Origin of the sequence: Psychrobacter arcticus 273-4 (genome assembly GCF_000012305.1) — a bacterium.
Lineage (GTDB): Bacteria > Pseudomonadota > Gammaproteobacteria > Pseudomonadales > Moraxellaceae > Psychrobacter > Psychrobacter arcticus.
Map to the genome: position 1 here is coordinate 1,979,474 of NC_007204.1, position 20,538 is coordinate 2,000,011.

A 20,538-nucleotide genomic window follows, 5' to 3' on the forward strand; every position below is an offset into this window, starting at 1 on the left:
AAATCATCCTTAATTAACCAGTGCTAAGTGAGAGGCATATTCATATAAAAATATGAGTTCGTTTAGTTATTCCTTTGACTAACGATAGCAACAACTCGGCGGTTGTTTTGACGACCCTTTTCAGTATTATTGCTATCAACTGGCATAGTTTCCCCGTACCCTACTGTGCTTAAACGCATAGCGTCTACACCATACTTGTCTACTAAAATATTTTTAACCATGTTTACACGGGACTCAGAAAGCTTTAAGTGATAGCTTTCTGGACCTTTATTGTCCGTGTGACCTTCTAACGTAACTGCAATCTGTGGATAGGCTTGAATAAAGTTAGTCATGCCCCTTAACACTGCAGAGTGTTTGCTTTTAATACCTGCGTTATCGAAGTCAAACAGTACATTAAATTGAGCGCGGTTTTTAATTTCCGGCTTACCTACCGTAGTGATCGCAATCGGTTCTTGGAGTAAAGTTGGAATTGGAGCTGATTTTGAAACGTTGCAGTCCAATAGCACCCGACTAATCTGATGAATTTGACGAGTCGTTTGATTCAATAACAGTAACGCTTCATCAACTGGTATCTGCTGAATAACAGGGCTACCTGCTGCTGACAAAACGACTTGTAAATAAGTCGTTGTTTGAGGAATAAATTGATAGCTCTTAGAGCGAGAAATAACTTTGCCACTTTCCTGATTTAATTTTCCTACACTGATGATTTGGGAGCTGCTACAGATAACGGCATCTGAATCATGTCCGTTTTGAAGACTGACATGAAACGTGTTATCAGATCCCATTCCTATCTTGATATTACGTGACTGCTCGTTATCATTCGAGTCGCGGAAAAAGACGACTCTACTTTCATTAGCTGCTAAATTATTACCAGTCGCACCTCTTTAATATCGTATCTATTTTATTTTGAACTAACCATATTAATCCTATTAGATATATTTAATATCTTCTTTAAATTAAACGAGATTTTCCTAAAAAATTATACCTCTACAAAAAAGCAATAATTAACTTTTGCAGTGGCGTTCATTTTATTATATCTCTCTGTATTTATAATGCAATCAAGTGATTTCACTCTGAATGTAATAATATACATATTATTATGTAACATAATGTATTCAAGATTAAATTAGGTAATGATATTTTAAAAACCAAATAAATAATTGTACAATATGGAATTATTATTAACTGATATTAGAAAGGTAGCCTACTGTTTTATTCTATATATTTGATTAATAAAACTTTCAAGACAAATTGATACTATTAGAAAATCTTATCAATTTTTTGACATACATATATATCGTTGACGCATTCTAATGTTAGAAACGGATGATTTTTTATGATGACTCAATTTTTTAAAAAATGGTCAGCTGCCTTAGTGTTTGCAATACTTCTACACCTAGATATCATCTTTCTCTTCTACGTGAATTCGTATGAAAATCGTACAAATAATATAGATCACGGTCAGAAACTCACTGAAGATCCTATTATCATTACTAGTATAGGAAAGGATTATCCGCCGACTATAGCTAAAGCTCATAAAAGCTCATATAAGCACGCTTAATACTGCAAAAAAAGACCATGATATGGACAATAATCATGAGAGATATTTAGGCTCGAGTAAGAAACCTATCGTTAAAACTGATGAAAAAATACCTAATAAGTCTTTAAAAACTATCGATATCTCTCCTATTTACTCTATAAAATCAGAAACAATAAGTAATCAGAACTTACAAGAAAATAACAATAAATTAGAGAAAAAGCGAATTATTAATATGGCACCTGACAGTTTTTTTGATGATAATTTAGAAAATATCAAAGGCGATGACCATCTCTATTCACTACTTCGCATTCATAGCTTATAATTCTATAAGGTCCTTATAAATCAAATCGTTATTATGGTCAGATATTATTCAAAAATATCTGTAACTTGCCTTATCTCAGAGTGGATGAATTATGCAAAATAAATCTATACCAAGCCTGCCGAGCATGAATCGACAACCTTTAGGATTTTTCCCAACGCCGTTGATTGAGCTGACCAGATTAAGCAAAGCACTTAATGGCCCTAAAATTTATATGAAACGAGATGACAATACGGGACTGGCATTAGGCGGTAATAAAACCAGAAAGCTTGAGTTTATTATTGGGGATGCACTTGCTCAAGGTGCGGATACGATCGTGACAGCAGGTGCTGCGCAGTCAAATCATTGTCGCCAGACCGCAGCCGCCGCAGCCAGTTTGGGACTTGAATGCCATTTAGTTTTGGGCGGACAAGAGCCGGATCAGCTCAATGGCAATCTTTTACTGGATAAGATTTTTGGCTGTCATATTCACTGGGCAGGCAATAATCGTAAAGGAGAAGACATTCCTGATATTGTAGAGCAGCTCGAAAATGCAGGTAAGAAACCCTATGTTGTCCCTTATGGGGGCTCAAGCGAGCTGGGGGCTTTTGCCTTTATCGAAGCTTTCAAAGAGCTTGAATCGCAACGTCAAGAGATGGATATCTCGTTCACTCATATCGTTTTTGCGTCTAGCTCCGGTGGGACACAAGCGGGCTTAATGCTTGGCAATAAAATCTTTAACTCACCTTATCAAATAGTGGGCATCAATATTGATAAAGGTGAAACGGATAAAGTACCTTTTGATCAGTATATTGTCTCCCTTGCCAACAGCACAGCAGCATTGATCGGTGCAGACTATAGCTTTTCAGAGACAGATCTAATGCTTAATTCTGATTATGTGGGAGACGGTTATGGGGTTATTGGCGCATTAGAAAATGAAGCCATTGCCATGACCGCGCAAACGGAAGGCATATTATTAGATCCTGTTTATACGGGTCGTGCGATGGGCGGGCTCATAGATATGATTCGTACCGGTAAAATCAAGAAAACGGACAGTGTGTTATTTTGGCATACTGGCGGCGCGCCCGCTTTGTTCGCTTATGCCAGTGCTTTAGCGGTGTCTCAAAGCGATAGTTAGTCTGCCTAACGCCAACAAAAAGGTCGGTTAATCACCATTAGCCGACTCAGTGAGCAACCTCTAAATCATCATAAAATCTAAGCCATATAGTCGGTGAAAAGTAATATCGATACAACACGTATTGCTGGTGCAAATTTTTCTTGCTTGCTGTGCCTACGCAGACAGAGGCTGCAAAAAATTTACACCAGCAATACGGTAGCGACTTTAAAGTATTTCAACGATAGTAACCAAGCATCAAATTTACCTTATTTGATGCTTGGTAAAATAAATCTACCTGCTATACATTTATCAATGTACAACAGGCGTACCCTCAGTCATAAAAGCAAAGCTTTTATTGCTAAAATTACCGATCATGACCGCCTCAATGACAGGTGTAACGGTGTCGTCTATCCCTTCTACTTCAATAATAAAGTTGGCACCAGAACCACCTTTATCCTCTTCTTTTTCTACAATATAATTTAGGGTTGCCATCGCTGGCAGCTCAATAGGATCTCTTAAGTAGGACTTTACCAGTGTGCCACCAGTATCGTAATAATCAATTTTATTGATATATAATGATTTTTTTAACGTGGTATTACGCACGCTGAGTGTTGCAGAAAGCAATACTTTACGATTGTCTCTATCGGTATAAATGTCTGAATATATGGGCACATAAAACGTTTGCTTATAGCGAAACTGGCTATGATCCGTTGCTATTGACGTCTTTTCCAGCTGCTTAATTGGATCCTTATGCTTCTCTGAAAACAACACATTTGGATCTTGTATAGACCGATCACAACCTGAAAACAATATCAGGGCAGTCAGACAAAGCATAGATACTCGATATTTTCTCATGGCCTCTTTCCTTATTTAATAAGCTTTAACCCCAACACTACGTAAAAACTTATTAATATGTTTATTAGCACCATAAATGACCAGCACATCATTATCTTGTAGCACTTGTTCGGGTGCTGCCAAGCCTTGTATATTTGGCTTGGTTTGCATACGACCGAAGCTGTCTTGATAATGCTCATAACGCATGGTACTGAGCAATTTGATGCTAAATCGATGTTCAAGCTGTAGCTCGCCAATGGTTTTACCAATCAAATCGGTAGGAATGCTAATTTCGACAATACTAAAGTTGTCACTCAATTCGAACGAGTCTACAAAATAACGCAAGGACAGCCGTTTTTCCCAGCGCATTGCCGCCTCTTTTTCAGGATGAAAAATATCATCCACCCCTATCGCCTGTAGGACTTTTTCATGTAGTGGATTGATACTACGACTAATCAAACGCCGCGCTTTTAGCGTTTTAAAAAGTGCTGTCGCCATGACATTGGCACCTTGGTCTTCACCAATAGCTACTACGACAATATCGGTATCTTTAATCGGTAGACCATTGACTGTATATTCATCGGTCGCATCCATACAGATCGTATGGGTAATCACTTTCTTATAAGTTTCGACCTTTTCCATACTGCTATCAATAGCAATCACCTCATGACCTTGACTGGTCAGCGCCATACCAAGCGAAGACCCAAAACCGCCCAAACCTACGATAATGAATTTCATAATACTCCTTTTCACTCACCTCTATACTATAGTGATAGCGATGGGACGGGTTAGTTAATAGTAATCTCTTCCGTTGGATAACGGTAGTTACGCTCATGTCTATTTTTCAGTAAGGCAATAAAAATCGTCAACATACTGACACGCCCAACGAACATAATGAATGAGACCACAAGTTTGCTAAAAGTGGATAGCTCCGTGGTCAGATTTAAGCTTAAGCCCACCGTGCTATAAGCCGAAAAACACTCAAATATCACTTTAATCAAATCAAGCTCAGGCTGATCATAACTGATCAAAGTCACGCCAAGCCCAATGACCAATAAGGACAGCCACATAATAGAGAACGCACGGCGAATAGAGTTATCTGCAATTTCACGTTTGAACACTTCAACTTTGGTCTGTCCACGCGCCAAACTCAACGTATTTAGTAGAGCAATGGCAAAGGTACTGGTTTTAATACCACCACCAGTAGAGTTTGGAGATGCGCCAATCCACATCAAAAAAATAGTCAGCATGATGGTTGGGAAAGCCAAGTCATTCATGTCAATATTATTAAAACCTGCGGTTCGCGGGGTCGCAGCAGTAAAAAGACCCGCTACCAGCTTGCCATACCAACTGCTGTGCTCAGCCAACACACCATGGTATTCAAACATCATCACCCCAATCAGCCCTACTAACAGCAAAGCACCCGAGGTGATCAAAGTGATTCGACTATTGATACTCAGCAGCCACGGCTGGTAGGCATAGCGCTGTCCATCACGACAAAGCGCTCTTTGCATACGGTAGCGCAGATAACGAAGCAAGTTAACAACAATCAAAAAACCCATACCACCAAATAAAAAGGTGATACTGATAATCAGCTGCAAAGGATAATTAAAGCGCAGTGACTCATCGTATAACCCCGCACTAAAAGTAGAGAATCCAGCATTACAGAATGCCGAAACAGCATGAAATATTGAGAAGAATAAACGCTCAAATACGCTCATTCCTGCCAAGTCATAAATACTGATATAAATCAGGATTGCCGCCAGCGCTTCAATACCAAAGGTGACATATAAAATAGACTTTAAGGTTGTCACCATATCACCCATACGTGGCGAATACGTCATCTCACTGATACTAAGCTGGGTCTCGTAACTGATACCACCTTTAAAAAAGTAGCTAAAATAAGTCACAAAAGTTAGGATGCCGAGACCACCAATTTGAATGAGACCTAGGATAATCACTTGTCCAAAGGTAGTAAAATGGGTCGCGGTATCGACAACAATGAGCCCCGTCACACAGACGGCGCTGGTCGCAGTAAATAATGCGTCTATAAAGGAGATGGGTTGATTCGTAGCATTTGGCATCATTAGCAATAATGATCCAACCAATATCACCGATAAAAAACTTAAGATAAAAAACTGACCAGGGTTTAAAAATGTTCGGTTGAGACTGAAGTTATTGTCCGATATTTCACGGATGAAAGTGACCAGTACGGCAATCTTGATAGCAATGAAACCATCAGCCGGCGTAGACAATCCAGATTGAAACAATTCAGTAAAATGTAGGACCAGCAAGATTAAAATTGCAATGCTGGTCAGCAAATCAAAGACAGCCACCTTATTAACCGTCAGGCGTATTTTTGGACGTATATAACGTCTTAGCGTAGTGACAAAACTGAGTAAAATAATACTCATATAAAACAGGTGAAACAGTTGTTGTAGCCAAGCGGACAATGTAAAACCACTGTCAATTAAGGCGACACCGACACCAATAAGGCTGATTACAACGATAAATTTATTCAATAAACGATACGGTATGCCCACATACATAGCTTATATCCAAAAAACAAATAACCGGAATACTTATACTCCTTTTTTCTGTCATATACTAACCGTAGTTTTAGATAATCGTAACCAGTTATGTGTGCTGGCATCAGTCAGTAAAATATTTAGAATGATTACTTGTCGAGTGGTTATTTTCGAAAAAGCGCATAAATAAATTAACCGCAGCCCCTTGTTGTACTGACGCCCTCATAGCTTATCCTACTCATCCATCTGATTATGCCAACCACGATAGATTAGCATTCGCGCCAATGCAACCACAAACGCGTATCCAGCTCCAACTGATGATAATCAGGCTCCATATGACAACACAGCTGATAAAACGCTTTGTTATGCTCTTGCTCTTTAAAGTGCGCCAATTCATGGACGACTATCATACGCAAAAACTCAGGCGGTGCCTCTTTGAATAAGCTTGCGACCGTAATGCTATTATGAGATTTAAGCTTACTGCCTTGCACGCGAGACTGATAAGTATGAATGCCCAGCGCATGTTTGAGCACTGTGAGCTTACTGTTATAAGTCACTTGAGACAATGGATTGCTTTTGCGCATATACTGATTTTTTATGTCATTAATATAATGATATAACGCTTTGTCGTTTTGGATTTGGTGTCTCTCGGGATAGTTTTTATCCAAATAATCGCCCAGTTTGCCACTACTAATCAACATGGCAGCTTGATTTTGGATGTGCTCAGAATAATGAGCAATATATTTTAAAGTGGTCACTGCTTTTGTCCTTTGTCTTTATGCACTATATTTTTATATATCAATTATACGGTAAGGATATTTTTTTGCTTTGATAGTTTGCTCAAATAGATAGTGGTTATTCTATAATTGAGTCATCAACATGTTATTAAAATAGACGAAATAATGGTGTTATGGTCGATATTTGCACAATTATGATTAGATTTATAATTAATCTCATAATAAGGTTGACAGCCCATGACTACTTGGCTAAAATGTGCCCCACATAACGCAAACAAGACAAGCCATTGCGCTTATTAAAGCCTTTGTAAAACTTGTGGTTATTACCAATTATTCTCCAATAGCTCAGTTGGTAGAGCAACGGACTGTTAATCCGTGTGTCCCTGGTTCGAGCCCAGGTTGGAGAGCCATATACGAAAAAACCTTCATCACTTATTTGATGGAGGTTTTTTTTGGCTCACATTTACTAACATCTCATTAATACGGCTATTAATACAGCATCGGTGTTCTTTTGGAGACTTTTGTTGTATGGTAAGGGGAGATATGACTAAGTCAGTTTTGCCTGAGTGCTTTATTCCTACTCACTAATAGTAATGGTTTATTATGATACCTATACGTATAAAAAATAAGTTTTCTGATCATCCGCAAAAAATCATGCGCCCTATCAGTATTCGCCTATCTGAAGAGATGATTGAGCTTTTAACGACGACCGCATCAGAGCTTGGGTTTAAACGTATTCAAGGCTTAATTCGACTATATATCCGTCAAGGTCTTGACCGCGACCATCAAGACTATACGCTTGCCCATGATGAGGTTTTTATTGAGACGTTACGCAAAAAAGGCGTGAGCCAGCGCATTATTGATGAGGCGATTGTGGTGACTCATAATAATAATATCACCCATTCATTGTCTGAGCTTCAAGAAAATAAGTAGCAGTAGCGTTTGCAAATTTAATCGTTTAAGCATCTAATATTCGAAGCATTAATAAAGACTGAGTTAACCTAACGGTGCTTGGTCTTTTTTTTGCGATCAATAATACTGCATTCACCTTCTTCTTTTAGCGATAAATAAACATACACAACCGCTAGATACAATAACATTAAGATAACAACTGTCACTGCTCATATGGAGGTATCAGATGATGGGTTTATATAAACATTTAAACAAAGTTATGGTATTGACCGTGAGCTTGGGGCTGCTCCCTGTCTTCTTTGATTGCTCGCAGGCGCAAGTGGATCCTAGCCAGATAACAAAGGGGTAAGCATCGAGATTACTGAAGGCAAAATGATGTTAGTGGACGGACAAAAAATTGAATTTGACGACTTACTACCGAAATAAGACGAAGGTTTTAAAACCTGTAGAAACATCGCATAAAAAAAGCCCCAATCATTACTGATTAGGGCTTTTCGAATTTGGCGGAGACGGAGAGATTCGAACTCTCGAAGGGCTATTAACCCTTGTCGGTTTTCAAGACCGGTGCATTCAACCGCTCTGCCACGTCTCCATTTGTGCATCATTATAGCGATCTGAAATGAGAATGCAAGCAGTTATCTCAAAAAAGTTAAATTAATTTCTCAACAGCTTTTAATTTCTTATCTAAAGCTTATTTGAGGCAAGATGCAAGCACATATCGAGCATGCGATTAGCATAACCCCATTCATTGTCATACCAAGCAAAAACCTTGTATTGATTGCCCACTTGCATCAGTTGCTGTCCATCGATAATCAGTGACTCAGTCTGATGGATAAAGTCACTTGATACCAGTGGCTCCTCTGTATAGTCCATGATAGTCGCTAAATGTGCCTGACTCGCTGACTTTAAAACGTCACGTATCGCTTCAATACTGACGTTTGGCATTTCAAATACAAACGTTACATCAATCGCAGCGACATCAATCGTTGGCACACGAATAGAGTGACCGTTTATCTTGCCCACCATATTAGGTAGCACACGCTCTGTAGCAGCAATACTACTTGAAGTAGTTGGAATGATATTATAGCCGGACGCTCGCGCGCGCCTTAGGTCACGGTGTGCTTGGTCAAGCACGGTTTGATCGGCGGTCACTGCATGAATCTCAGTCATCATAGCCGATTCAACGCCAAATGCCTTGTCAAGGGTATCGATGAGCGGTACGAGCGCCTGAGTGGTACAAGAGACGCTAGAGATAATAGGCAAATCGCGCGTTAAGGTGTGGCTATTGACACCCATCACGATACAAGCATCGACATGGTCAAAGGGTGCCGCGCCGATAATCACTTGTTTAGCGCCCGCCTCTATGTGCAAGCTTGCCTGCTCATATGAGCGATAATGACCAGTACACTCAAGCACCACATCGACCTGCAAGTCTTTCCATGGCAGTGTTTCTGGATTAGCTCGTGACAATAAACGAATGCCGTAAGTAAGGTTATTTTTGGTCAAGCACAGCTGAATGTCATTTTTTGCTGTCGCGCAGGGCTTTTGCTGATGATCGGTGATGCCATCTTGTACGATATCAGCGGTCACGCCCAGTTGGCTCAAACGCCCATGCGTGCTATCAAATCTCAGTAAATGCAATAGCGTCTCAGCCGGTGCCAAATCATTAATCGCCACTACATGAATGGCACATCCTAGCACCTCAAAGCGCTCTAGCAGTGCGCGCAATACATTGCGACCAATACGACCAAAACCATTGATAGCAACTCGCAAAGGCTTAGTCTGGTCACTGGTCATATGAAATTCTGCTGTAGCAGGATTAGACGTCAAGCGGTACGTAGCACTAGAAAAGTCAGGCATAACAAATTATCGCTGTAATAGAAATAACAATGAAGGCTAAAATTGAATGCCATCGGCTGATCAAAAAAGAGCCACGCAGAATATAGGCAGTCGAGAATAAAACAGTTACAGATAAAAGAGTCATTTTTTTAAAAAGTACTTATGACTTAAAAATTACTACGGGGTAATAAATATCAATGCTAAACGAATGGTATTGTAATCAGCGCTTTGTTTTAAATACTCAAATATCGGACGTAGCTTAATACTACCGTCATCATTGAAGTCATTTGGATTATTAGCAACTTTAATGGCCACATAAGCATTGCCCACTGCCGTCATGACCTCATCTGCTGGTCGCAAATGGTCACAAACAAGGCTTGGATCTTGAGATTTCAGCTCAGCAATATGACGCATAATAGTCGCCTGTGACAGCTGACGCGCTTGCGATATCTCAGCGATTGACAAGCTCTCTTCTAGTAATAGTCGCGTAGCGAGCAAGGTATTATCTGACTTATCAGAGACTTGATTGCCAAGTTTCTTTTTTTTCCCTATTTGCGCTTGCTGTTGCTCGTGGCGCTTTTTTTGTAGATTCGCATAGGCATCAATCACCGACTGACTTAATGTACCACCTGATTTAAGAATAAATTTCTCGTGTGCCTGCGTCATACTCTCTTCATCAAGCATCGCATAATTGGCATCAGCCTCATCAGAAAGCACTAAAAACCGCTTATCCGCACCCCGTGCTAGTGGGTCAAGCTGCAAGCTCATGTCATTCATACCCAGCAGCTGCAAGCCTGCCAAAGACTTCAGTCGCGATAATGCCACGTAGCCTTGCCCAAGCTCAAAGGTGCGTGACAAATCAATCTCAGCGGCTTCGAGCGTCATACCTTGTGACTTATGAATGGTAATTGCCCATGCCAGACACAGCGGCACTTGCTCATAGCTCGCCAGCACATCCCCTGTCTCATCTTCGATGATCCACTCTTCTGGCTCAGCGATAACCTCACGCCCAGTATTCAACCTAACTACTGGCATTTTTTGTGTCGTCGGCTTTTTGGTTTTTGGATGCTTTTTATCACTGTCTTTATCTTTTTTGGCTTTGTTTTTTGCGTTTTTAGCAGTCTGTTTCTCGTTACTAGCATCACTGTCTGTATCGCTACCAATATCATCGTCTTCTGCTATCAAATCATCACTATTGTCCTTGCTATCATCAATTTTGACAGCAGCAAAGCCAATCAGCTCGCCCATCGTACCGTTAGACACGCCAAGCTCAGTATTGTTCTTGATAAACATTACCTTTGAGCCAACTTTTAATACTAAGTCATCTTGAGTACGAACCGTCTTTTTCAGGGTCTCAACCAATTTACTATCGCCAACAGACGTGGCTTCAAAACGCATCACCTCGCCAGATAAATCAGCCAACTCTTTGTCATTGATTTTATTAACATTGAGATTGTGAGTATAAAGGCGCGTACGCTTGATATCGACATTTTGATCAAAGGTAGCTTCTAAAGCAGCAATCGCCTCAAAGGTCACTTCTTGACGGCGAATTTGATTGAGAATATCATCCAAATCAAGTCTGCCATTAGCCGCTTCACTGACTTGCCGATGCTGTTCAGAGAGATAGCAAATATGGAACTTGGCATCGAGCCACGCTTCAGACATAAAAGCAAACTTCTCACGATTGCTCTCGCCTTTACTGCCAATCGGTGGCAACTGGAAAAAGTCCCCTGCCACGACCACCTGAATACCACCAAAGGCCTTGTCGTTTTTACGCACATGCTTAAGTACTTGGCTAACCAAGTTGAGCTGCTTGGCATGCAGCATCGATACCTCGTCAATAATCAATACTGCGGTATCTTTTAATCGATCTGCCAAAAACTGTTTGCGTGATAAATTGGTCAAATCACGATCTGTCAGCTCATCCTTGATGCCGATACCTGACCAGCTATGAATCGTTGTGCCGTTCATATGAGTGGCGGCAATACCTGTACTCGCGGTAACAGCAACCGGTATCCGACGCGCACGCAGATAATCGATATATTGATTAAGAGTATAAGTCTTACCTGCACCTGCTGAGCCCGTCAAAAAGACATTTTGACCTGTTTTTAAAATATTAAGAGCAGAAGATTGACGCATATATCCAAACCAATTAGTAATAATAAGAAAAGTCGTAAAATAGAAACTTAGAGAGCCGTAGTAACTTGATACCACTCAAAGTATTTATGATTATAACAGCTACATCCATTTTTCGAACCACTTTAACCACCCTACATCACATAACTTTAAGTTATATAATAAAAAAATATCATTATAAAAAGTTATTATCGCTCGACGCTAAAGCTCAGTATGATAGAGTCAAGCTTGGTCAGGATGGCCAAGTAGGTCTGTCTATATAATAATATTACACAACAAGGAATCGTTCATGTTATACGCTTATCCCAATACTGAAAACAGTCCCGTCCAATTCCGCAAAAAGTATGACAACTTTATCAATGGTGAGTGGGTCGCGCCAATCGATGGCGAATACTTTGACAACTCAAGTCCAATCGACGGTAAAACCTTCTGTCAGATCGCGCGCTCAAAAGAAGCAGATGTTGAAGCTGCGCTAGATGCCGCTCATGCCGCCAAAGATGCATGGGGCAAAACCAGTGTCACTGAACGCTCTAATATGTTGCTCAAACTTGCCGACGGTATCGAAGCCAATCTCGAAAAAATCGCCATCGCCGAGAGTTATGAAAACGGTAAACCAGTTCGCGAAACCCTTGCCGCTGATATTCCAATCGCCATCGACCATTTGCGTTACTTCGCTGGCGTGATCCGTGCTCAAGAAGGCGGCATTAGCCAAATTGATGAAGATACAGTCGCCTATCATTTTCATGAACCTCTAGGTGTCGTCGGTCAAATTATTCCTTGGAACTTCCCTATTCTAATGGCGATTTGGAAAATTGCCCCTGCTCTTGCAGCTGGTAACTGCGTCGTCCTCAAGCCTGCCGAGCAAACCCCTGCTTCTATTTTGTACATGCTTGATGTAATAGGCGCAGCGGACATTCTACCGAAAGGCGTATTAAACGTCGTTAACGGCTTCGGTGTTGAAGCTGGTAAGCCACTCGCTTCTAATCCACGTATTGATAAAGTTTCCTTTACTGGTGAAACCACCACTGGTCGCTTAATCATGCAATACGCCAGTGAAAATATCATTCCAGTAACGCTAGAGCTGGGTGGCAAAAGTCCAAACATCTTCTTTGCCGATGTCATGGATGAAGACGATGACTTCTTAGATAAAGCAGTCGAAGGCTTGGTCATGTTTGCGCTGAACCAAGGCGAAGTCTGTACTTGCCCATCACGCGCCCTCGTTCACGAAAGCATATATGATGAATTTATGAAACGCTGTATCGCCCGCGTTAAAGCCATCAAAATGGGCAACCCGCTCGATACCGATACCATGATCGGCGCCCAAGCCAGCTCAGATCAGTTAGAAAAAATCCTATCTTATCTAGATATCGGTAAGAAAGAAGGCGCGAAAGTCCTTGTGGGTGGTGAACTTGCCAAACATGATGGCGATATAGCAAACGGTTATTATGTGCAGCCGACTATCTTTGAAGGCACCAATGATATGCGCGTGTTCCAAGAAGAAATCTTTGGTCCTGTGCTTGCCGTCACTACTTTTAAAGACGATGAAGAAGCAATGGCTCTCGCCAATGATACCTTATACGGTCTTGGTGCTGGTGTATGGACGCGTAATGGTACTCGTGCTTATCGTTTCGGTCGTGGCATTAAAGCTGGTCGCGTGTGGACCAACTGCTATCACCTCTATCCTGCGCATTCTGCGTTTGGCGGTTATAAGCAGTCTGGTATCGGTCGTGAAAACCATCTGATGATGCTTGATCATTATCAGCAAACCAAAAACATGCTGGTGTCATATAGTCCTAAAGCGATGGGCTTCTTTTAATCTAAAACTGTACGCTGATTTTAGATAAATAAATGCAATCTATCGCAAGGTAGGTTGCATTTTTTCTTTAATAAAGCATTGATAACAATGAGCTATAGTTGAAATACTTTAAAGTCGCTACCGTATTGCTGGTGTAAATTTTTTGCAGCCTCTGTCTGCGTAGGCACAGCAAGCAAGAAAAATTTGCACCAGCAATACGTGTTGTATCGATATTACTTTTCAACGACTATATCCATAAATTATAAGGAAATTATTATGAAAGTCACGGCGACAGAGTCCTGCAAAGCATTAATCGAGCTACTAAAATCTAAACATGGTGATCTGATGTTTCATCAATCGGGCGGCTGCTGCGATGGTAGCTCTCCCATGTGTTATCCATTGGGTGAATTCAAAGTGGGCGGACAAGATGTACTCATCGGTGAGCTGGTCGGCTGTCCATTTTATATGGGTAAAGCGCAACATACATTATGGCAGCATACTGATCTGACCATTGATGTAGTCGACGGACGCGGTGCCAGTTTTTCACTTGAGATACCCGAAGGGAAGCGATTCATTGTGCGTTCAGAAGTCTGTGCGGTCTAACCTTTGACTAACGAATAATAAGATATAAGACTTGCTACATCACCATTTTTGATTTTATAAGAATTTGATTTATATGTGATTTTATAACAACCTGACACCCTGTAGTCATTTTTACTTCATTATTGCAGTAAAATAATAGATACTCTAAAGCGTAACCTATTTCAATAAACGCGTTTTAACGAGCACGTTTTACTAAGCATGGATGCTACAAGGAATATAAAATGGAACTTGATGGAAACTTTGATTACGTCATCGTTGGTGGTGGTTCGGCTGGCTGTGTGCTTGCCAGTCGGCTAACAGAAAACCCAGACATCAGTGTCTGCTTATTAGAATATGGTGGTGAAGGCAAAGATCTTGCCATTCGCGTACCTGCTGGACTGATTTTGATGGTTCCAGGTAAGCCGCTGAAATTAAACAACTGGTGTTTTCACACTACCCCACAAACGCATCTCAATAACCGCCACGGCTTTCAACCGCGCGGTCAATGTTTGGGCGGCTCATCGGCTATCAATGCCATGATTTATACCCGTGGCAGTGCTTTAGACTATGAACGCTGGGTTGAGCAAGGTTGCACAGGCTGGGGGTTTGATGAGGTGCTTCCCTACTTTATCAAAGCAGAAAACAACATCCACGGTAGCGACGAGCTGCATGGTGATAGTGGACCACTGCACGTCAGTGACTTACTGAGCCCGCGTGATATCTCAAAAGCTTTTGTAGAAGCTGCTGTTGCCAATGGTTTAGATCATAACGTAGACTTTAATGGCAAAAAACAAGACGGCGCAGGCTTATATCAAGTCACTCATTTTCATGGCGAAAAACAAGGTCAACGCTGCTCCGCTGCTGCCGCTTATCTGCATCCTGTACAGAGCCGACCCAATTTAACCGTTATTACCCATGCACAAGCCAATCGTATCATCTTTGAAGACAAACAAGCCGTTGGCATCGCTTATGAAAAAGATGGCGTCGAACATACGGTTATGGCGCGTCACGAAGTCATCTTATCAGGTGGCACTTTTGGCTCACCCAAGGTTCTGATGCTATCAGGTATTGGTCCTGCCGAGCATTTGCAATCTCATGGCATCGATGTGTTGGTAGATGCACCCGACGTTGGCGGTAATCTACAAGATCATTTAGACGTCGTCTTTGATTACGAGGTCAATACTACCGATGTTATCGGTCTTGGTATGGCGACGATTTCGACATTGGCCAAAAGCATTCGGCAGTGGAGAAAGGATGGTACAGGCTTGCTCTCTACCAATTATGCAGAAGCGGGCGCGTTCTTCAGTGTTGGTGACGATCCAAAAGAATGGCCAAATACCCAGCTGCATTTTGTCATATCCCGCGTGATTGAACACGGACGTGATCTCAGACGTGGTTTTGCCATCTCTTGTCACAGCTGCTACCTGCGCCCTGAAAGCCGAGGTACAGTCCGACTTGATTCAGCCAACCCCTCTGACGCTGTATTGATTGATCCAAACTACCTCTCACACCCAAAAGATGTAGAGTATATGGTGGCTGGTGCTGAACGTACGCGAGCCATTATGCAAGAGTCGCCACTGGCTAAATACATCACTGAGGACTATCCTGCCCCCTATATCGAAAAAGACGGTATGCTTGGCTTTATCCGCAACAAGTCAGATACCATCTACCATCCTGTTGGTACTTGCCGTATGGGCTCAGACGGCAATTCAGTAGTCGATTTGGAATTAAAAGTACGGGGCGTAAATGGATTACGGGTAATAGATGCCTCAATCATGCCAACCTTAATCAGTGGTAATACCAATGCACCGACGATTATGATTGCTGAAAAAATAGCAGACCTTATCAAGGCAAATCACGTGCACGATAAGACAGTTCCTGCTTAAATGACAGTGGAGTAATGAATTGAGTTCAAAAGCAACATTTGTTTTGGGCTCAATTTGTATTGACTATCCCGCGACATTTTGGAAATTGAAGACAGCCATAAAATTCCTGACCTTGGCGCGCGCCTTTTTTTGTCACGCGTTTGACCATTTCACTATTACATCTCGGGCAAGTTGGTGCTTGGATGAAATGAGCTATATTGTCCATCGCCACAAGTGTCGCAGGGTAATGCACTTGTGGCTCAGTCTCTATAACCTCAAAGGGTGTGAGAAAAACTTTATCAGCAATATCATGCGGCGAACTTATCTGCTGAGGATTCAGACTATCAATTGGTAAGTCGCTAGATTCAACCTCCGTTTGACCAGACCAGCGCATAACTTCTCTACTTTTGGCAACCTCTCTAATTGCAGGTTTAAGGACAGGCTTCACTACTGGTTTTGTATTACGATGACTGCTCAAAGGCTTATCGGATTGGCTATGCTTATCCTTTAAGTAGGCTTTATGCGCTTGATTGGTGCGCCATGACTTACTAAATCTATTATTTTCAATCTGGGCAACAATAGATTGAACCTCATCTTCGCTTAATATCTCATCCTGCTTTCTTTTAATGTAAGACACCATACCATTCGTCAATACGTGCTCCGGCAACTCATCGCGTGTTTTCAGCTCACACTCACCGATGAACGCAATCATCGAATGAAAGTGACTCATCTCTAAGTCTAATAAATCTGCTAACGTTTTAATATGCAGATAATTCTGACGTAGAGGATTTTGGAATTTATACTTGCGACCCATAATGACTTGCGTCCACTGTCTTTGCTTTTCATTACCAAATATCCAGCCTTTATAGTTTTTGGTTTCGATGACAAAGATGCCATATTTAGAGACAATGACATGGTCGATTTGGGTACTACCACCATTGGCTAATGGTAAAGTAATATTATTTAAACGGTGATAAAGGTCTTTCTCAAGCTTTAGCCACATGGCTACGTTGATGACCGTTTCGCCTAAGACACCTTTAAAGCTGGACATGAGGGACATGGTTGTTTTATCTTCAATATATTAAATAATAAGACTCTGAATCGCATCTAAAACTTCAGGTACTTTGACATCTATACCTTTTTCGAAAGCTTTTGTCATGAGCGCTGATGACCAAGCAAGAAACTTAGTACCAAGTTTACTTTTATCTGGTTCACTATTGATAATATCCTCTAATTCGTTGATATCTTCATTCGGAACACCTAGCTGCCTTAAATCATTAAGGACTTGCTCTACTTTTTCCGTATAGCTATTGCTAATACCTTGTGTGAAATTCTGACCCACACCAACGTTCGAACTTGCGTTATTACCGTAGATATTGGTAATTATCTGACTCGCTGTATCTTTTTTATCATCATTCATATATTCATCTTCTAAGTTTGGAAAAGCTCTATTTAACTCAAGTAATGTGTCTAATAGTTTTTGCTTAGTTGTACTTAATATATTATGCAATTGTCCAAATTGCATTTTTCTGCTTACAGCAGATATATTGTTTTGCTGAACTATATTAATAATACTTCTTACTATTCCAATAGGTAAATCAATATACCCATATTGCTCATTCGAATGATTTACATTCTCTAAATTCTGTTCAATATTAGATATACCTGAAATATAATTAAACTTGTAAAGATTACCTTCTATGTTCTGGTTTAACTCAGTTAGATCTATGGGCACACGTTTTGAGCCATGATAAGGGTTCTCAACCTTAGCAACTATATCGCAGGCCAATTGCCTATATTCAGGAACAATATCTAAGTCATCATACCCATTAAGCTCTTTATTTATCCAACTTATAAACTCATTGTTATCGATTTTATAGGCAATTAATTTAGCTCTTGTTAGAGCTTGATTCAAAGAAATTTTATCGTAACTTATATCTTTAATTAGTTCTTTAATCATGAGAATACCTAATTAATACTTTGCAGGTTGGTAGGACTAATAACGATAGCCCAAAGTACGGATAAAACCGTACCTTAGTTGAATTTATTTTATCTTAATTTACCACATAATAGTCACCTTATAGTGCGATTTAAGCTCAACAATAACGGTATTCTACTGATAACAATGCAGGCTTTTGGAGGTAGTCGCTCGGATGATGGAACGCAGCCAGACATCATAGTCCGCACGCCATGACGAGGCAGATAATAGTGAAAAATAGGATCAGCTCCAAATCATAAAAAAAGCCATAAAAAAAGAGCTGCCAGATTCCTCCAGCAGCTCTTTTATAAACTCAAAAACTAAGTATTGATTACACCAAACTATTTACCGCATCAACCACAGCTTCAGTAGTAATACCAAACTCTTTATATAGCTCATCAGCAGGTGCAGACTCGCCATAAGTCGTCATACCAATGACTTTACCGTCTAGGCCAACGAACTTATACCAGTAATCGACATGTGCTGCTTCTACAGCGACTCGGGCGCGGATATTGGCAGGTAATACCCCTTCACGGTAGCTGGCATCTTGCTCGCTAAAGATTTCAGCACATGGCATAGAGACCACGCGCACGCCAACGCCATTTTCGCTTAAGGTCGCGTAAGCTTGCATAGCAAGACCGACTTCTGAACCAGTTGCGATGATAATCGCTTGTAGCTCGCCTTGTTCTTTCGCCAGTACATAACCACCTTTAGTGATATTGGCGACTTGCTCAGTATCACGAGCTTGATGTGGCAAGCTTTGACGGCTAAAAATCAATGCAGATGGATTGTTTTCTGATTTAATCGCTTCTACCCAAGCACTCGCTGATTCGGTCGCATCACAAGGACGCCATGTACGTAAGTTTGGCGTGGTGCGCAAGCTGGTCAATTGCTCAACCGGCTGATGCGTAGGACCGTCTTCACCCAAACCAATAGAATCATGGGTATAAACATGAATCACACGCTGTTTCATGAGCGCGCCCATACGTACCGCATTACGTGCGTATTCCATAAACATCAGGAAGGTAGCAACATAAGGAATAAAACCGCCATGCAGCGCGATACCATTAGCAATCGCCGTCATACCAAATTCGCGCACACCATAATAGATATAGTTGCCCGCGTCATCGTCTTGAATACCTTTGGCGTCTTTAAATAGCGTGAGGTTTGAGCCCGCTAAATCCGCTGAGCCACCAAGCAATTCTGGCAGTAATGGCTGCAAGATATTGATCGCATTTTGGCTGGCTTTACGGCTGGCAACATCGCCGCCTTGGTCTTGAGTTTGCTGAATATACTCTTGCGCTTTTTGCTCAAAATCAGCTGGCAAGTCACCTTCTAAACGACGAACCAACTCAGCTGCCAACTCTGGATAAGCCTTTTTATAAGCTTCAAAGTTCGCGTCCCAGTTCTTCTGTTGTACATCGCCTTTGGCTTTGGCATCCCACGCTTGATAGATTTCATCATCCAATTCAAACGGCGCATGCTTCCAAGATAACGCATCACGAGTTAAGACGATTTCATCATCACCTAGTGGCGCGCCATGACTGGCTGCCAAACCTTGTTTGTTTGGACTACCTGCACCAATGGTCGTTTTACAAATGATTAAGCTAGGCTTAGTCGTTTCTTTAATCGCTTGCTCAGTGGCTTGCGTAATCTCATCGGTATCATGACCATCTACCTTGATGACTTGCCAGCCATAAGACTCAAAGCGCGCTTGCGTGTCATCAGTAAACCAGCCTTCGACGTCACCATCAATTGAGATGCCATTGTCATCATAGAAGAATACTAACTTGCCAAGCTCTAACGTGCCAGCCAGCGAACACACTTCATGACTGATACCTTCCATCAAGCAGCCATCACCCAAGAACGCATAGGTATGGTGGTCAACGATATTATGACCATCACGATTGAACTGCGCTGCCAATGTTTTTTCTGCAATCGCAAAACCAACCGCGTTGGCAATACCTTGTCCTAGTGGACCAGTGGTGGTTTCAACACCTGGCGTATAGCCAAGCTCTGGATGACCTGGCGTTTTCGAATGTAATTGACGAAAACCTTTCAAATCGTCAACACTGACGTCATAACCAGATAAATGTAGTAATGAATAAATCAGCATCGAGCCATGACCGTTCGATAATACAAAGCGGTCACGGTTGTGCCAGCTTGGGTCAGCAGGATTGTGCTTTAAAAACTTGCGCCACAAAACTTCGGCAATATCAGCCATGCCCATTGGTGCACCAGGGTGCCCAGAATTGGCTTTTTGAACCGCGTCGAACGACAGTACACGGATGGCATTGGCTAATTTACGTTCGCTAATTGGAGCTGGCATAGAGTGTCCTAATATTCGAATAGAATTATGGAGGATAAGAGGAGAGTT

Annotated in this window: 16 protein-coding genes and 2 tRNA genes; 7 read left to right on the forward strand and 11 right to left on the reverse strand. The window is 41.4% G+C overall.

Annotated elements, in window-relative coordinates; translation table 11 throughout:
- Positions 1-62 precede the first annotated feature (62 nt).
- Positions 63-785, reverse strand: a complete 723-nt coding sequence (locus tag PSYC_RS08300) for an OmpA family protein (RefSeq protein WP_011280866.1) — start codon at positions 783-785, stop codon at positions 63-65.
- Between the two features lie 798 nt (positions 786-1,583).
- Between PSYC_RS08300 and PSYC_RS08310 the strand changes: the two genes are divergently transcribed.
- Both PSYC_RS08310 and PSYC_RS08315 read left to right on the forward strand, forming a co-directional pair.
- Positions 1,584-1,862 (forward strand): hypothetical protein, encoded by a 279-nt coding sequence (locus PSYC_RS08310; protein ID WP_011280867.1) that lies wholly within the window; start codon positions 1,584-1,586, stop codon positions 1,860-1,862.
- Between the two features lie 91 nt (positions 1,863-1,953).
- On the forward strand, positions 1,954-2,976 hold the full coding sequence (locus PSYC_RS08315) for a D-cysteine desulfhydrase family protein (RefSeq protein WP_011280868.1): 1,023 nt from the start codon (positions 1,954-1,956) through the stop codon (positions 2,974-2,976).
- Between the two features lie 288 nt (positions 2,977-3,264).
- Here the strand turns inward: PSYC_RS08315 and PSYC_RS08320 are convergent, their stop codons facing one another.
- The 4 genes from PSYC_RS08320 to PSYC_RS08335 form a co-directional block, all read right to left on the reverse strand.
- The gene (locus PSYC_RS08320; RefSeq protein WP_011280869.1) at positions 3,265-3,810 is read right to left on the reverse strand and encodes a DUF3124 domain-containing protein; all 546 of its coding nucleotides are present in this window, start codon (positions 3,808-3,810) and stop codon (positions 3,265-3,267) included.
- A gap of 15 nt (positions 3,811-3,825) precedes the next feature.
- Positions 3,826-4,527, reverse strand: coding sequence for a potassium channel family protein (locus tag PSYC_RS08325; RefSeq protein WP_011280870.1), 702 nt, complete (start codon positions 4,525-4,527; stop codon positions 3,826-3,828).
- A gap of 50 nt (positions 4,528-4,577) precedes the next feature.
- The gene (locus tag PSYC_RS08330) at positions 4,578-6,338 is read right to left on the reverse strand and encodes a TrkH family potassium uptake protein (protein WP_011280871.1); all 1,761 of its coding nucleotides are present in this window, start codon (positions 6,336-6,338) and stop codon (positions 4,578-4,580) included.
- Positions 6,339-6,586: 248 nt separating this feature from the next.
- Positions 6,587-7,075, reverse strand: coding sequence for a M48 metallopeptidase family protein (locus PSYC_RS08335; RefSeq protein ID WP_011280872.1), 489 nt, complete (start codon positions 7,073-7,075; stop codon positions 6,587-6,589).
- A 313-nt stretch (positions 7,076-7,388) separates the two neighbouring features.
- On the opposite strand from PSYC_RS08335, the gene PSYC_RS08340 reads away from it, so the two are divergent.
- Together PSYC_RS08340 and PSYC_RS08345 are read left to right on the forward strand one after the other, a co-directional pair.
- Positions 7,389-7,464 (forward strand) — tRNA-Asn (locus tag PSYC_RS08340).
- A gap of 193 nt (positions 7,465-7,657) precedes the next feature.
- A complete protein-coding gene (locus PSYC_RS08345) occupies positions 7,658-7,987 on the forward strand; it encodes a hypothetical protein (RefSeq protein ID WP_011280873.1) in 330 nt (109 codons plus the stop codon).
- Between the two features lie 480 nt (positions 7,988-8,467).
- Here PSYC_RS08345 and PSYC_RS08350 read toward each other — a convergent pair.
- From PSYC_RS08350 to PSYC_RS08360, 3 genes are all read right to left on the reverse strand, one after another.
- A tRNA-Ser gene (locus PSYC_RS08350) sits at positions 8,468-8,558 on the reverse strand.
- A gap of 92 nt (positions 8,559-8,650) precedes the next feature.
- On the reverse strand, positions 8,651-9,826 hold the full coding sequence (locus PSYC_RS08355) for a type I glyceraldehyde-3-phosphate dehydrogenase (protein WP_041757744.1): 1,176 nt from the start codon (positions 9,824-9,826) through the stop codon (positions 8,651-8,653).
- A gap of 156 nt (positions 9,827-9,982) precedes the next feature.
- On the reverse strand, positions 9,983-11,944 hold the full coding sequence (locus tag PSYC_RS08360; protein WP_011280875.1) for an AAA family ATPase: 1,962 nt from the start codon (positions 11,942-11,944) through the stop codon (positions 9,983-9,985).
- Positions 11,945-12,230: 286 nt separating this feature from the next.
- Between PSYC_RS08360 and PSYC_RS08365 the strand changes: the two genes are divergently transcribed.
- The 3 genes from PSYC_RS08365 (at position 12,231) to PSYC_RS08375 (ending at position 16,204) form a co-directional block, all read left to right on the forward strand.
- Complete coding sequence (locus tag PSYC_RS08365; RefSeq protein WP_011280876.1) at positions 12,231-13,757, forward strand: acetaldehyde dehydrogenase ExaC; 1,527 nt, start codon at positions 12,231-12,233, stop codon at positions 13,755-13,757.
- Between the two features lie 255 nt (positions 13,758-14,012).
- The gene (locus tag PSYC_RS08370; protein WP_011280877.1) at positions 14,013-14,339 is read left to right on the forward strand and encodes a DUF779 domain-containing protein; all 327 of its coding nucleotides are present in this window, start codon (positions 14,013-14,015) and stop codon (positions 14,337-14,339) included.
- Between the two features lie 221 nt (positions 14,340-14,560).
- Entirely contained in the window at positions 14,561-16,204 is a 1,644-nt protein-coding gene (locus PSYC_RS08375) for a GMC family oxidoreductase (RefSeq protein WP_011280878.1), read from the forward strand.
- A gap of 49 nt (positions 16,205-16,253) precedes the next feature.
- On the opposite strand, the gene PSYC_RS08380 is transcribed toward PSYC_RS08375, so the two are convergent.
- From PSYC_RS08380 to tkt, 3 genes are all read right to left on the reverse strand, one after another.
- Positions 16,254-17,234 carry an NERD domain-containing protein gene (locus tag PSYC_RS08380; RefSeq protein WP_227500323.1) on the reverse strand — a complete coding sequence of 327 codons (981 nt, stop codon included), beginning with the start codon at positions 17,232-17,234 and terminating at the stop codon, positions 16,254-16,256.
- Between the two features lie 30 nt (positions 17,235-17,264).
- Positions 17,265-18,143 carry a hypothetical protein gene (locus tag PSYC_RS08385; protein ID WP_011280880.1) on the reverse strand — a complete coding sequence of 293 codons (879 nt, stop codon included), beginning with the start codon at positions 18,141-18,143 and terminating at the stop codon, positions 17,265-17,267.
- Between the two features lie 349 nt (positions 18,144-18,492).
- Positions 18,493-20,490, reverse strand: coding sequence for a transketolase (gene tkt / locus PSYC_RS08390; protein ID WP_011280881.1), 1,998 nt, complete (start codon positions 20,488-20,490; stop codon positions 18,493-18,495).
- Positions 20,491-20,538 lie beyond the last annotated feature (48 nt).